This window comes from Pseudomonas sp. LBUM1658 (assembly GCF_059716055.1).
The window spans coordinates 1295206-1310428 of sequence record NZ_CP166798.1 but is presented as its reverse complement, the minus strand read 5'-3'; the positions used below and the strand labels follow the sequence as shown (position 1 = coordinate 1310428).

At 59.8% G+C, this 15223-nt stretch carries 10 protein-coding genes and 1 pseudogene; 7 read left to right on the top strand and 4 right to left on the bottom strand.

Features of this window, described 5'->3' with window-relative positions:
• The first annotated feature begins 452 nt into the window (after nucleotides 1–452).
• The 7 genes from ACA064_RS05955 (at nucleotide 453) to ACA064_RS05925 (ending at nucleotide 12394) form a co-directional block, all read left to right on the top strand.
• Nucleotides 453–2504, top strand: coding sequence for a putative bifunctional diguanylate cyclase/phosphodiesterase (locus tag ACA064_RS05955; RefSeq protein WP_497672554.1), 2052 nt, complete (start codon nucleotides 453–455; stop codon nucleotides 2502–2504).
• Nucleotides 2505–2681: 177 nt separating this feature from the next.
• The gene (locus ACA064_RS05950) at nucleotides 2682–4028 is read left to right on the top strand and encodes an imelysin family protein (protein WP_497672553.1); all 1347 of its coding nucleotides are present in this window, start codon (nucleotides 2682–2684) and stop codon (nucleotides 4026–4028) included.
• Nucleotides 4029–4320: 292 nt separating this feature from the next.
• Nucleotides 4321–5748, top strand: coding sequence for a di-heme oxidoreductase family protein (locus tag ACA064_RS05945; RefSeq protein ID WP_497672552.1), 1428 nt, complete (start codon nucleotides 4321–4323; stop codon nucleotides 5746–5748).
• Nucleotides 5749–5789: 41 nt separating this feature from the next.
• A complete protein-coding gene (locus tag ACA064_RS05940; RefSeq protein WP_497672551.1) occupies nucleotides 5790–6854 on the top strand; it encodes an imelysin family protein in 1065 nt (354 codons plus the stop codon).
• A gap of 14 nt (nucleotides 6855–6868) precedes the next feature.
• Nucleotides 6869–7966 (top strand): DUF1513 domain-containing protein, encoded by a 1098-nt coding sequence (locus tag ACA064_RS05935; RefSeq protein ID WP_497672550.1) that lies wholly within the window; start codon nucleotides 6869–6871, stop codon nucleotides 7964–7966.
• 236 nt (nucleotides 7967–8202) lie between these two features.
• Nucleotides 8203–9354, top strand: coding sequence for an efflux RND transporter periplasmic adaptor subunit (locus ACA064_RS05930; protein ID WP_497672549.1), 1152 nt, complete (start codon nucleotides 8203–8205; stop codon nucleotides 9352–9354).
• Nucleotides 9355–9367: 13 nt separating this feature from the next.
• Nucleotides 9368–12394, top strand: a complete 3027-nt coding sequence (locus tag ACA064_RS05925) for a multidrug efflux RND transporter permease subunit (protein ID WP_497672548.1) — start codon at nucleotides 9368–9370, stop codon at nucleotides 12392–12394.
• Between the two features lie 232 nt (nucleotides 12395–12626).
• Here the strand turns inward: ACA064_RS05925 and ACA064_RS05920 are convergent, their stop codons facing one another.
• The 4 genes and pseudogenes from ACA064_RS05920 to colR form a co-directional block, all read right to left on the bottom strand.
• Nucleotides 12627–12854 (bottom strand): hypothetical protein, encoded by a 228-nt coding sequence (locus ACA064_RS05920; RefSeq protein ID WP_497672547.1) that lies wholly within the window; start codon nucleotides 12852–12854, stop codon nucleotides 12627–12629.
• Nucleotides 12854–12964 (bottom strand): annotated as a pseudogene (locus ACA064_RS05915) (lipopolysaccharide kinase InaA family protein); the annotation flags it as partial. The pseudogene ACA064_RS05915 and the gene ACA064_RS05920, both read right to left, overlap by 1 nt.
• A 226-nt stretch (nucleotides 12965–13190) precedes the next feature.
• Nucleotides 13191–14471, bottom strand: a complete 1281-nt coding sequence (locus ACA064_RS05910; protein WP_497672546.1) for a sensor histidine kinase — start codon at nucleotides 14469–14471, stop codon at nucleotides 13191–13193.
• Nucleotides 14461–15144, bottom strand: a complete 684-nt coding sequence (colR, locus tag ACA064_RS05905; RefSeq protein WP_497672545.1) for a two-component system response regulator ColR — start codon at nucleotides 15142–15144, stop codon at nucleotides 14461–14463. The genes ACA064_RS05910 and colR overlap by 11 nt, the downstream gene beginning before the upstream one ends.
• Between the last annotated feature and the right edge of the window lie 79 nt (nucleotides 15145–15223).

Sequence of the window (15223 nt, the reverse complement as noted above, 5' to 3'; positions counted from 1 at the left end):
TTCGCGCCAGTCAAAAAACCCGGCTTTTGCCGGGTTTTTTTATGGGCCTTTGTCGGAGTACATATCTGTTCCTGGGGTAACGGCGGCTGACGATTTTTTCGAGTACATATCCGTTCCTGCAGCAACGGATATGTACACCGACCCTCAAGAGCCAGGCCGGCTACCAGGCCGCCTATATCGCGAGCAAGCCCGCCCACAAGGATCCAATTTTCCCTTGCCCCAACGCCATGGCACGCTAACATCATAGATCTGGGAAAAACTCTCGCGCGCCCCTCAAGTTGTACAGGGTTGCTACCGACACAGTACCAATCGCCTGAATAAGCCAGGAAACAGCATGTTGGCCAAGCATACAGACGAAATATCCAGTGCTTGATTGTCCCTTTGACTGCCAACACGGGATTGCCAATACTCATGGCACTTGACGCTACCCGCACGGAACAAGGAATAGCCCTTTGAAGCTGGAACTCAAAAACAGCTTGTCGGTGAAGTTGCTCCGGGTTGTGCTGCTGTCGGCATTGATCGTTGGCGTGGTTCTGAGCTGCGCGCAGATCGTTTTTGATGCCTACAAGACGCGGCAAGCGGTGGCCAGCGATGCCCAGCGAATCCTCGACATGTTCCGCGACCCATCGACCCAGGCGGTGTACAGCCTCGATCGGGAAATGGGCATGCAGGTGATCGAAGGCCTGTTTCAGGATGACGCGGTGCGCATGGCGTCCATCGGCCATCCCAATGAAACCATGCTCGCGGAAAAAAAACGCGAACTGCAGCAGTCAGCCAGTCGCTGGCTGACCGACCTGATTCTCGGCAAGGAACGCACCTTTACCACGCAACTGGTAGGCCGCGGCCCCTATAGCGAGTATTACGGCGACCTCAGCATCACCCTCGATACCGCCACCTACGGCCAGGGGTTTATCGTCAATTCGGTAATCATCTTTATTTCCGGAGTGCTTCGCGCCATGGCCATGGCCCTGGTGCTGTATCTGGTTTATCACTGGCTGTTGACCAAGCCGCTGTCACGGATCATCGAACACCTCACCGCGATCAATCCCGATCGCCCCAGCGAACACAAAATCCCGCAGCTCAAGGGCCACGAGAAGAACGAACTGGGCATATGGATCAGCACCGCCAATCAATTGCTCGAGTCCATCGAGCGCAACACCCACCTGCGCCATGAAGCGGAAAACAGCCTGCTGCGCATGGCCCAGTACGACTTTCTTACCGGCCTGCCGAATCGTCAGCAGTTGCAGCAGCAACTGGACAAGATCCTGGTGGATGCCGGACGTTTGCAACGCCGGGTCGCGGTGATCTGTGTCGGCCTTGATGACTTCAAGAGCATCAACGAGCAATTCAGCTACCAGACCGGCGACCAATTGCTCCTGGCCTTGGCCGACCGCCTGCGCGCGCACAGCGGTCGCCTGGGCGCCCTCGCCCGCCTGGGTGGCGATCAGTTCGCCCTGGTGCAGGCCGATATCGAACAGCCTTATGAAGCCGCAGAGCTGGCGCAAAGCATCCTTGATGACCTGGAAGCGCCGTTCGCCCTCGATCATCAGGAGATCCGTCTGCGGGCCACGATCGGGATCACGCTGTTTCCGGAGGACGGCGACAGCACCGAGAAGCTGTTGCAAAAGGCCGAACAGACCATGACCCTGGCCAAGAGCCGTTCGCGCAACCGCTACCAGTTCTATATTGCCAGCGTCGACAGCGAAATGCGTCGCCGCCGGGAGCTGGAAAAAGACCTGCGCGAGGCCCTGACACGCGAGCAGTTCTACCTGGTCTACCAACCGCAGATCAGCTACCGCGATCACCGCGTGGTCGGGGTTGAAGCGCTGATTCGCTGGCAGCACCCGGAACACGGGTTGGTGCCTCCGGACCTGTTCATCCCGCTGGCCGAACAGAACGGCACCATCATCGCCATCGGCGAATGGGTACTCGATCAGGCCTGCCGTCAGCTACGGGAATGGCATGATCAGGGGTTCGCCGATTTGCGCATGGCGGTCAACCTGTCCACCGTGCAATTGCACCACGCCGAGCTGCCCCGGGTGGTCAACAACCTGATGCAGATGTATCGCCTGCCGCCGCGCAGTCTGGAACTGGAAGTCACCGAAACCGGCCTGATGGAAGATATCAGCACCGCCGCCCAGCATCTGCTCAGCCTGCGCCGTTCCGGGGCGTTGATCGCCATCGACGACTTCGGTACCGGCTACTCGTCCCTGAGTTATCTGAAAAGCCTGCCGCTGGACAAGATCAAGATCGACAAGAGTTTCGTCCAGGACCTGCTGGATGACGACGACGACGCCACCATCGTCCGGGCGATCATTCAATTGGGCAAGAGCCTGGGCATGCAGGTGATTGCCGAGGGCGTGGAAACCGCCGAGCAGGAGTCCTACATCATCTCCGAAGGCTGCCACGAGGGTCAGGGCTATCTCTACAGCAAGCCCCTGCTGGCCAGGGAATTGAGTGTTTATTTGAAGCAGGCCCAACGCAGTAACGCCGCGATCTTGTGACACACGCTGCTACAGAGCCGAACGCAGTCTTCGGCAGCGGCTACAAAGTGCCATTACCGCGTGAATAAGAAATAATTACAAACGCAACCCTTTACACATAATGCAAATCTTTCGCATTATGTTGCAGTTTTGCGCGCCCGCGCGCCTGTCCATCTCTCTCGAAGCAGGATGTTCGCCATGATTCGTATGCCTCTGGCTACCGCCAGTCTGTTGGCCATCGCTATTTCCCTCGCCGGTTGCGGCGAAGGCAAAGACAAGGCCGCCGCTCCGCAAGCGCCTACTCCGGCTGCCAGCACCGCAGCCCCGGCGGCTCCTGCTCCTGCTGCCGGTAAAGTTGATGAAGCCGCAGCCAAGGCCGTTGTCGCGCATTACGCCGACATCGTCTTCGCCGTCTACAGCGATGCCGAATCCACCGCGAAAACCTTGCAAACCGCGATCGACGCATTCCTTGCCAAGCCGAACGCCGACACCCTGAAAGCCGCCAAGGCTGCCTGGGTCGCAGCGCGCGTACCGTACCTGCAGAGCGAAGTGTTTCGCTTCGGCAACACCATCGTCGACGATTGGGAAGGACAGCTTAACGCCTGGCCGCTGGACGAAGGCCTGATCGACTACGTCGACAAGAGCTACGAGCACGCACTGGGTAACCCGGGCGCGACCGCCAACATCATCGCCAATACCAAAATCCAGGTCGGCGAAGACAAGGTCGACGTGAAAGACATCACCCCGGAAAAACTCGCCAGCCTGAATGAGCTGGGCGGTTCCGAAGCCAACGTTGCCACCGGCTACCACGCCATCGAATTCCTGCTCTGGGGCCAGGACCTGAACGGTACCGGCCCTGGCGCCGGCAACCGTCCAGCGTCCGACTACCTGGAAGGCAAAGGCGCCACCGGCGGTCACAATGATCGTCGTCGTGCTTACCTGAAATCCGTCACCCAACTGCTGGTCAGCGACCTGGAAGAAATGGTCGGTAACTGGAAGCCGAATGTGGCCGACAACTACCGCGCCACTCTGGAAGCCGAACCCACCGATACCGGCTTGCGCAAAATGCTCTTCGGCATGGGCAGTCTGTCCCTGGGTGAACTGGCGGGCGAGCGCATGAAGGTTTCCCTGGAAGCCAACTCGCCGGAAGACGAACACGACTGCTTCAGCGATAACACCCACTACTCGCAGTTCTACGATGCCAAAGGCATTCGCAACGTGTACCTGGGCGAATACACCCGTGTCGATGGCACCAAGATGACCGGCGCCAGCCTGTCCTCGCTGGTCGCCAAAGCCGACCCGGCCGCCGACACCGCGCTCAAGGCCGACCTGGCCGCTACCGAAGCCAAGATGCAAGTGATCGTCGACCACGCCACCAAGGGTGAGCACTACGACCAGTTGATCGCCGCAGGCAACACCGCCGGCAATCAGATCGTTCGCGACGCCATCGCTTCGCTGGTCAAGCAGACCGGTTCGATCGAACAGGCTGCCGGCAAACTGGGCATCACCGACCTGAACCCGGACAACGCTGATCACAAGTTCTGATCAAGCGTTGTTTGAATGAATAGAGAGGCGACCTTCGGGTCGCCTTTTTTGTGAACTCTTGTAGGAGCAGCCGGGCGGCGTTCCGTTTGCTCGCGATGGTCGTTAACGATAACGCGTGCTTTCTGAATAAACGCGCCGACCTTGAGTCCATCGCGAGCAAGCTCGCTCCTACAAGTATCACAGTGCCTCCAAACACTGCTCCACATCAAACTAAACGCTAATTCCTCTTATTCAAATTCCCCTGCCCTGTTAGACTTTGCGCCCTTGTTTTGCTCGTCTTGCAGGATGTCTGATGCTCTCGCTGCCGCTTCGTTTGTCCACTCTGTTGCTGGCCTTCGGCCTGAGTGCCTGCGATGACGTCCCGCATTTCACCAAGGCCGAACCGGGTGAAGCCAGCTCCGGTGGCAGTGCGACAGTGCGCAAGACCGATCAGAACGCCTTCTCCCTGCCTTCGGCTAACTTGTCGCCGACCCGGCGTCTGGATTTCAGCGTCGGCAACAGCTTCTTTCGCAGCCCCTGGGTGATTGCCCCAGCGACCACTACCGCACGCGACGGGCTGGGCCCGCTGTTCAATACCAACGGCTGCCAGAACTGCCACATCAAGGACGGCCGCGGTCACCCGCCAGCCCCTGATGCGAGCAATTCGGTGTCGATGCTGGTCCGCCTGTCGATCCCCAATGACCCGGCCTATGCCAAAGTCATCGAGCAGCTCGGTGTAGTTCCGGAGCCGGTCTACGGTGGGCAACTGCAGGACATGTCGGTTCCCGGCGTCGTGCCGGAAGGCAAAGTCCGGGTCGACTACGAGCCGATGCCGATTCGCTTCAAGGACGGCACTGAAGTCGAACTGCGCAAACCGAAACTGCAAATCAGCCAGCTCGGTTACGGGCCCATGCACCCGGACACACGCTTCTCCGCCCGAATCGCACCGCCGATGATTGGCCTGGGGCTACTCGAAGCCATCTCTGATGCCGACATTCTGCGCAACGCCGACCCGCAAGATGACGACAACAACGGCATCGCCGGGCGACCGAACCAGGTCTGGGATGACGCGCAACAGAAAACCGTGCTCGGACGCTTCGGCTGGAAAGCCGGGCAGCCCACGCTCAATCAGCAAAACGTCCACGCGTTTTCCGGTGATATGGGCCTGACCACCAGCCTGCGACACATTGATGACTGCACCCAGACCCAGACTGGCTGCCTGCAGGCGCCCAATGGCAATGGCCCGGACGGTGAACCGGAGGTCAGTGACAATATCCTGCGCCTGGTGCTGTTCTACAGCCGCAACCTTGCCGTCCCGGCCCGCCGCGATGTGAGTTCGCCGCAGGTGCTGGCGGGCAAAAGCCTGTTCTATCAGGCCGGCTGCCAGTCCTGCCACACGCCGAAATTCACCACCGCGGCAAATGCCGCAGAGCCCGAACTGGCCAATCAGGTGATTCGTCCGTACAGCGACCTGCTGCTGCACGACATGGGCGATGGCCTGGCAGACAATCGCACGGAGTTCCAGGCCAGTGGCCGCGACTGGCGCACGCCGCCGTTGTGGGGCATCGGCCTGACGCAAACAGTCAGTGGCCATACCCGGTTTCTGCATGACGGCCGGGCCCGCAACCTGCTCGAAGCGGTGCTCTGGCACGGCGGCGAAGCCCAGGCGGCACAGCAGCAGGTTTTGTCTTTCAATGCCGAGCAGCGCGCCGCGTTGCTGGCATTCCTGAATTCTCTATAACGCTTTCTCTAAGCTTTCCACCCAAAGAACGGGAGCCCGACATGTTCCGCCCCAAACTGTTGTTCACCAGCCTTGCCGCGCTCGCCCTTGGCGCCTGTTCACCGCAGGATCCCCAAGCAGTCACCTCCGCAGCCATTGCCAAGCAAGTGATCCTGCCGACCTACAGCCGCTGGGTCGATGCCGACCGCCAATTGGCGATCAGCGCACTGGCGTTCTGTGAAGGCAAGTCAGACCTGGACACCGCGCGCGCCGATTTCCACCACGCACAAAAAGCCTGGGCCGAACTGCAACCGCTGCTGATCGGTCCGCTGGCCGAGGGTAACCGGGCCTGGCAAGTGCAGTTCTGGCCAGACAAGAAGAACCTGGTCGGCCGTCAGGTCGAGCAACTGGTCAGCGCGCAGCCGCAGATCGACGCCGCCGCCCTGGCCAAATCCAGCGTTGTGGTGCAAGGCCTGTCGGCCTACGAATACATCCTGTTCGACAGCAAGGTCGACATGGCCGACAGCGCGCAGAAAGCCCGCTATTGCCCTTTGCTGACGGCCATTGGCGAGCGCCAGAAGCTCCTCGCCGAAGAGATTCTGTCGCGCTGGAACACCAACGACGGCATGCTCGCGCAGATGAGCAAATTCCCGAACCAACGCTACGCCGATTCACATGAAGCCATCGCCGATCTGCTGCGAGTGCAAGTCACCGCGCTGGACACCCTGAAGAAAAAACTCGGCACCCCGATGGGCCGCCAGAGCAAGGGCATTCCACAGCCATTCCAGGCCGATGCCTGGCGCAGCCAGTCTTCGCTGCTCAGCCTGGAAGCCAGCCTCTCCGCGGCCAAAACCGTGTGGGTCGGGGTCGACAACAAGGGCCTGCGCGGCCTGTTGCCTGCCGAGCAGAAGCCGTTGGCCGAGAAGATCGATGCCGCCTATGCCGCCTCGCTGAAACTGTTCGCCAGCAGCCCGCGTTCATTGACTGAAATGCTCAGCGACGATGCCGGTCGCCAGCAACTCAACGACCTTTACGACAGCCTCAACGTGGTCCATCGCCTGCACGAAGGCGAACTGGCCAAGGCGCTGGGCATCCAACTGGGCTTCAACGCCAACGATGGTGACTGATGAGGGTTAGCTCCATGCTGCGACGCCAGGCTTTGACTCTAGGCAGTTTGTTGCTGGGTGCAGTGACGCTGGGCGGCTGGACGCTGTTTCGGCAAAAGGACCAAAGCCCGTTGCTGCTCTCGGCGCGCAACGATGGCGAAGGCCAGCACTATACCGTCGGTTATCGACTGGACGGCAGCCAGGTATTCGCTACCCGGGTCGGCCAGCGCTGCCACGACATCATCAATCATCCGACGCTGCCGGTCGCCCTGTTCGTCGCCCGGCGCCCCGGGACCGAGAGTTACCTGATCGATCTACGCGACGGCACGCTGTTGCAGACTGTGGTCTCACAACCGAACCGGCATTTCTACGGTCACGCGGTGATACACAAGAGCGGTGACTGGCTCTACGCCACTGAAAACGACACCACCGATCCGGGTCGCGGCCTGCTCGGCGTGTATCGCTTCGAAGGTGAACGATTGGTTCATTCCGGTGAGATTTCCACCCACGGCATCGGCCCGCATCAAGTGTCGTGGATGCCCGACGGTGAAACTCTGGTAGTGGCCAACGGCGGAATCCGTACCGAGGCCGAAAGCCGGGTCGAGATGAACCTCAATGCCATGCAGCCAAGCCTGGTACTGATGCAGCGCGACGGCAGATTGCTGAGCAAGGAAACCCTCGCCCAATCGATGAATAGCGTGCGACATCTGGGTATTGCCAGCGACGGTACTATTGTCGCCGGCCAGCAGTTCATGGGCGATGCCCACGAGTCTTCCGAGCTGCTGGCGATCAAGCGACCCGGCCAGCCCTTTGTGGCGTTTCCAGTTGCCGAACAGCAGTTGCAGGCCATGGGACACTACACCGCCAGCGTCGCCGTGCACAGCGAGTTGCGCCTGGTGGCGCTCACCGCACCGCGGGGTAATCGCTTCTTTATCTGGGATCTGGACACCGCTCAACTGCGCCTCGATGCGCCGTTACCCGACTGCGCCGGAGTCGGTGCCGTGGCTGATGGCTTCGTCGTCACCTCGGGTCAGGGGCGCTGCCGATTCTACGATTGTCGCCAGGCACAGCTGGTTGCAAAGCCCCTTGAACTACCCGCAGGGCTTTGGGATAACCACCTTCATCTGATTTAAGATTTTTCGGCGTCAACGAGGCCGCCAAGATCGCAGCCTTCGGCAGCTCCTACGCGGACCGAGGCGCGCCTCGATACCGAGTCAGATCCCATTCCGTAGGAGCTGCCGAAGGCTGCGATCTTTTAGGGCTCTATGCACAATCCTCAGACGAGCATATAGAATCACCTGCACGCCTGGCGTAATGTCCCTCCTATCTCATCTTGTCTGTTTCAGCTTTTTTTCCAAGGAACCGGAATATGCTGCGCCGCCGCATGCTGATCATGTTGGGTGTTGTCCTGCTTATCGTACTGATGCTGGCCGGCTATAAAGCCTTTTCCATCTATCAGCAGATCCAGGTGTTCTCTGCGCCCCAACCGCCGGTGAACGTGGCGGTGGCCACTGCCACTGAACGTCCGTGGCAAAGCCGTCTACCCACGGTCGGCACACTCAAGGCGTTGCAAGGGGTCGATCTGAGCCTGGAGACTGCCGGGACGGTCAAGGAAGTGCAGTTCCAGTCAGGGCAGAAGGTCAAGATCGGCCAACCGCTCCTGCAACTCGACAGCGCCGTGGAAAGCGCCCTGCTGGAAACCGCCGTGGCCGACCTCGGCCTGGCTCAACTCGACTACGGCCGAGGCAGTCAGCTGGTGGGCAGCCAGGCCATTTCCAAAGGCGAATTCGACCGGCTCACGGCACAACTGCAAAAGAACAAGGCCACGGTCAATCAGCTCAAGGCTTCACTGGCGAAGAAACACATCGTCGCGCCCTTCAGCGGCACCATCGGCATCCGCCAAGTGGATGTCGGCGACTACCTTGCCAGTGGCACAGTGATCGCCACCTTGCAGGACCTGAGCAGCCTCTATGTCGACTTCTTCGTGCCGGAGCAGGCGATACCGAAAATTGCCTTGGGACAACCGGTTCAGGTCAGCGTCTCGGCCTACCCGACGCAGAACTTTCCCGGGACCATCAGCGCGATCAACCCGAAAGTCGAAGACAGCACCCGCAACGTGCTGGTGCGCGCGACCCTGGCCAACCCGGATGGCAAGTTGCTGCCAGGCATGTTCGCCAGCCTGCAGGTCCTGCTGCCGGACCCTCAACTAAAGATCGTGGTACCGGAAAGCGCGATCACCTACACCCTCTATGGCAACTCGCTATTTGTGGTGGCGCAGAAAAAAGCCGCCGACGGCAGTGTCGAGAAGGACGCCAACGGGCAACCGGTGCTGATCGCCGAGCGACGCTTTATCGAGACTGGCGAGCGGCGCGACGGGCTGGTGCTGATCACCAAAGGCCTGCAGAACGGCGAACAAGTGGTCAGCGCCGGGCAAATCAAACTGACCAACGACGCCCACATTGCCATCAGCCCCGACAAGAATTTGCCAGTCGAACAGAACAGCCAGCCGCGCGCCGACTGATCAAGGAATCTCCATGGCTTTTACCGATCCGTTTATCCGCCGCCCAGTGCTCGCCAGCGTGATCAGCCTGTTGATCGTGCTGCTGGGCTTCCAGGCCTGGAGCAAGCTGCCACTGCGCCAGTATCCGCAGATGGAAAACGCCCTGATCACCGTGACCACCGCCTACCCCGGGGCCAATGCCGAAACCATCCAGGGTTACATCACCCAACCGATGCAGCAGAGCCTGGCGAGTGCCGAAGGCATCGACTACATGACCTCGGTCAGCCGGCAGAACTTCTCGGTGATTTCGATCTACGCGCGGATCGGCGCCAACAGCGACCGGCTGTTTACCGAGCTGCTGGCCAAGGCCAACGAGGTCAAGAACCAGCTGCCTCAGGATGCCGAAGACCCGGTGCTGAGCAAGGAAGCGGCGGACGCCTCGGCACTGATGTACATCAGTTTCTTCAGCAATGACCTGAGCAACCCGCAGATCACCGACTATCTGTCACGGGTGATCCAGCCGAAACTGGCGACCTTGCCGGGCATGGCCGAAGCGGAGATTCTCGGCAACCAGGTGTTCGCCATGCGCCTGTGGCTGGACCCGGTCAAGCTCGCCGGCTACGGCCTCAGCGCCAGTGATGTGACCGATGCGGTACGTCGTTACAACTTCCTCTCCGCCGCCGGCGAGGTGAAAGGCGAATACGTGGTCACCAGCATCAATGCCAACACCGAGCTCAAGTCCGCCGAGGCCTTCGCCGCGATCCCGCTGAAAACCGAGGGCGACAGTCGGGTGCTGCTCAGTGATGTGGCGCGAGTGGAAATGGGCGCCGAGAACTACGATACCGTCAGCTCTTTTGGGGGCACGCCGTCAGTGTATATCGGCATCAAGGCCACCCCTGCCGCCAACCCGCTGGACGTGATCAAGGAAGTGCGCAAAATCATGCCGGAGCTGGAAGCCCAGCTGCCACCGAACTTGAAAGGGGAGATCGCCTACGACGCTACGCTATTCATTCAGGCGTCGATCAATGAGGTAGTGAAAACCCTGTTTGAAGCGGTGCTGATCGTGATCGTCGTGGTGTTCCTGTTCCTCGGCGCGCTGCGTTCGGTGCTGATTCCGGTAATCACCATTCCGCTGTCGATGATCGGTGTAATGTTTTTCATGCAACTGATGGGTTACTCGATCAACCTGCTGACGCTGCTGGCAATGGTGCTGGCCATCGGGCTGGTGGTGGACGACGCGATTGTGGTGGTGGAGAACATCCATCGGCACATCGAAGAAGGCAAGACACCGCTCGACGCCGCCATCGAGGGTGCCCGGGAAATCGCCATGCCGGTGGTCTCGATGACCATCACGCTGGCGGCGGTCTACGCGCCAATCGGTTTTCTCGAAGGCCTGACCGGGGCGCTGTTCAAGGAGTTTGCGCTGACCTTGGCCGGGGCGGTGGTGATCTCCGGGATTGTCGCCCTGACCCTGTCGCCAATGATGTGCGCCCTGCTCTTGCGCCACGATGAAAACCCGACCGGCCTGGCCCACCGCCTCGACCTGATTTTCGAGGGTTTGAAGCGCCGCTATCAGAGCCTGCTTCATGGCACCCTCAACACCCGGCCAGTGGTACTGGTGTTCGCCGTTATCGTTCTGTGCCTGATCCCGGTACTGTTGAAATTCACCACGTCGGAACTGGCGCCGGACGAAGATCAGGGCATCGTCTTCATAATGGCCAACGCACCACAGCCCACCAACCTCGACTACCTCAACACCTACACCGACGAATTCGTCACCATCTTCAAGGAGTTCCCCGAGTACTACTCATCGTTCCAGATCAACGGCTTCAACGGGGTGCAATCGGGGATCGGCGGTTTCCTGCTCAAGCCGTGGAGCGAACGCAGCCGGACCCAGATGGAAATTCTTCCCGAAGTTCAAGCCAAGTTGGGCGCCATCACCGGGCTGCAGATCTTCGGCTTCAACCTGCCATCCCTGCCGGGTACCGGAGAGGGCATGCCATTCTCGTTCATCATCAACACGCCGAATGATTACGAGTCGCTACTGCAAATCGCCGATCGAGTGAAAAAACGCGCGGTGGAATCCGGCAAGTTCGCCTTTCTCGATATCGACCTGGCCTTTGACAAGCCTGAGGTGGTGGTCGATATCGATCGAGCCAAAGCCGCGCAGATGGGGGTTTCGATGCAAGACCTGGGGGGCACTCTGGCGACATTGCTCGGTGAGGCGGAAATCAACCGCTTCACCATCGAAGGCCGCAGCTACAAGGTGATCGCCCAGGTAGAACGCGCCTACCGCGACAATCCAGACTGGCTGGACAACTACTACGTGAAAAACACCGCGGGAGAAGCGCTGCCACTGTCCACCCTGATCAGCGTTTCCGACCGCGCTCGACCGCGGCAGTTGAATCAGTTCCAGCAGTTAAACTCGGCGACGATCTCGGGTGTGCCGCTTGTCAGTATGGGCGAGGCGATCGAGACCGTGCGCCAGATCGGCCAGGAGGAAGCCGGGCCGGGCTACGCCTTCGATTATGGCGGCGCTTCGAGGCAATTCGTTCAGGAAGGCAGCGCGTTGTGGGTGACCTTTGGCCTGGCGCTGGCCATCATCTTCCTGGTGCTGGCGGCGCAATTCGAAAGCTTCCGCGACCCGCTGGTGATCCTGGTGACCGTCCCGCTGTCGATCTGCGGTGCGCTGATCCCGCTGTTTCTGGGCTGGTCGAGCATGAATATCTATACCCAGGTCGGACTGGTAACCTTGATCGGGCTGATCAGCAAGCATGGCATTCTGATCGTCGAGTTTGCCAACCAACTGCGCAAGGACAAGGGGCTGACAGCTCGGGAAGCCGTGGAAGAAGCCGCGGCGATTCGCTTGCGCCCGGTGTTGATGACCACAGCGGCGATGGTGTTCGGCATGGTGCCGTTGATCATCGCCACCGGCGCGGGCGCGGTCAGCCGGTTCGATATCGGCACGGTGATCGCCACAGGGATGTCGATTGGTACGCTGTTCACCTTGTTTGTGTTGCCTTGCGTTTACACCTTGCTGGCCAAGCCGGATAAACGCTGAGGCCTGAATCAAGATCAAAAGATCGCAGCCTTCGGCAGCTCCTACGGGCGGCGCGTTTATTCAGAAAACACGCGTTATCGTTAACGCCCATCGCTAAATCAAGATCAAAAGATCGTCCGAACGCGGCCCGAACCTTCGGCAGTTCCTACGGGTGGGGTCCGGGTACACCCAAAAATTCATACAAACCAAAAGGCCTCGCAATACGAGGCCTTTTATTTGGGCTTCATTTTTTTCAACTCTGTGGCCTCATTCCTTGAGAAAGACCGAACATGAACAGCAGAAAATCCTGGTCGGGTTCTGTTACCACGGATGCCTTGGCTGCCCGTGGCAAGGGGCAATGCGCGTCGCTGTGCATTGCGCTGAGGACCTGCGTGCGGGGCTGCTCCCAAGCGGCCACCGCCCAAGAAGTAACTGCCAAGGCTCCAATCAAGAACAAACCTCGAGCAACTTCTAGTTTCATTACTCTAAACCCTTGATAGCGCTGCCAAACACCGCCCTATAAAAGTAGTTGAGTTTTTGCCAGTCCGCAGGACGCCACGACGAATGGCGACGCAAATACTCGCGGGCATGCTGTTCGAGGTATTTGTCGGAAAATTCAAGTTTGATCGGGGTCGCCATCATCAGGGTCTCTTGTAACTGATGGCTCACCTTAGGCCGTGGCATGTCGCCGTCAGGTCATCTGGTTGTGAAAACTTCGTCCCGTCGGGATCTTACAAGCGGCCGGTAATGGCTCAATGCCACTACCGGCTAAGGCCGGGGTCATTGCAGGCCAGGAGGAACCGGGCAGAAGAAGGGGTCAGGGCTTGAATGGATGGAGCTGAACATGGAAACGACAACCATTGGGTTGCATGGTGCTGAGGCTGACGCACCAGCCCTGGTTTTCACAGATCCGCTGCACCAGTGACAGGCCAAGGCCCAGGCCCTCACCCCGCTTCTCGTTACCACGCACGAACGGCTCGAACATCGCCTCGCGTTTCTCTTCGGGAATTCCCACGCCGCTGTCCTCGACCACAAAGCCGCTCGGCTCCAGCGTCAGACGAATAAAACCGGTTTCGGTGTAGTGCAATGCGTTACGCAACAGATTGCTCATGACTGCGTGCAGGAATGTCGCGTTGTAGCGGGTATCGAGCGGGCTCCCCTTCTCATAGATCAACTCGAGCCCCTTGGCTTCGATGGGTTCGCGCCACAGCGCAGTCAGATCTTCGGACACCTGACTCAAGGTCAGTTGCGGCGACATGCTGGCATCTTCGCGTTGGGCCCGGGCCAACATCAGAAAGGTCTGCACCAGTTCGCGCATTTCTTCACAGGCGCGGGCAATCCGTTCGACCTGGGCCCGCCCGCGCTGGTCGATGCCGGGGTTTTCCAGCAGAAGTTCGCAAGAGCTGGCCACCACCATCAACGGCGTACGCAATTCGTGACTGACGTCGCTGGTAAACAGTTGCTCTCGGCTCAATGCCTGGCGTAAACGCCCCAGGGTGGCGTCGAAGGCTACCGCCAGCTCACCCACCTCATCCGCGGCGTAGTCCGGCGCCAAAGGCGGTGCCAGGCCCAGCAACTGATCGCGATGTCGTACCTGGCGGGCCAGCCGTACCACCGGAGCCATGACCTTGCGTGCCAGAACCCAACCGAGGAACACTGCCAGCGCCAGACTCAGCACAAAACCGACCAGCACTACGGCGAACAGCACCCGTTCACGCTCTTCGAAATCGCTCTGGTCCTGCAACAACACATAACGTCGACCGTCGACTATTTCGACCATGGCGTGATACGACAGCTGGTCGCGAAACACCTCGTGAAATCCCGTATCCAGATGGCGCAGATCCTTGGGCACGTCAAAGTCGCCGGGGCCGCCGCTGAAGTAAAATATTTGGTCCGGCTCCGGCCGGTGGCTCCAGTCGGCGACGCTGTCCATCAGCAACAGACGCTGCAGGTCGCCGCCCAGACCCGCGGAAATCAGCTTCTCTTCCACCAGGTGCACGGTCGCCACAATACCCATGGCGAATGCCCCTGCAACCAATGCACTCATTAACGCAAAAGCGATGATGATCCGTTGGGCAAGGCTCTGTCTAAACTCCATCACGACTCTCGGCCAAGCGATAGCCGACGCCATGCACGGTCTGCAGCAGCGGTTTGGCGAAAGGCTTGTCGATCACCTGCCGCAGCTGGTGAACATGGCTGCGCAGGCTGTCGCTGTCCGGGCAGTCATCGCCCCACAGGGCTTCTTCGAGTATCTCGCGACGCAGCACGTGCGGACTCTTCTGCATCAGCACCGCCAGCAGCTTGAGGCCCACCGGATTGAGCTTGAGCAGACGCCCCTCGCGGGTCACTTCAAGGGTGTCCAGGTCATAGCTCAGATCGCCCACTTGCAGTGCGCGGCGACCGCCACCCTGAGCACGACGCATGACCGCCTCGATCCGCGCCGCAAGCTCCGACAGCGCAAAGGGTTTGACCAGATAGTCATCGGCACCGGACTTGAAGCCCTGCAGTCGATCATCCAGTTGATCGCGAGCGGTGAGCATGATCACCGGGGTGTCGCGCCGGGCATCCTCACGCAGTCGTTTGCACAGGGTGTAGCCATCGATGCCGGGCAGCATGATGTCGAGCACGATCAAGTCGTAATGCTCGGTCGCCGCCAGGTGCAAGCCTGACAGTCCGTCCTGCGCGCAATCCACGGTATAACCTTTAAGTCCCAGGTAGTCGGCCAGATTGGCGAGGATATCGCGGTTGTCTTCAACCAATAGAATTCGCATGGGCACTCCTCCGTACACAGTAACAGCCGTCTTGGCTCGCGCAGCTTAAGGCCAAGTGTGGCCCACGGCTAGCGCCAGA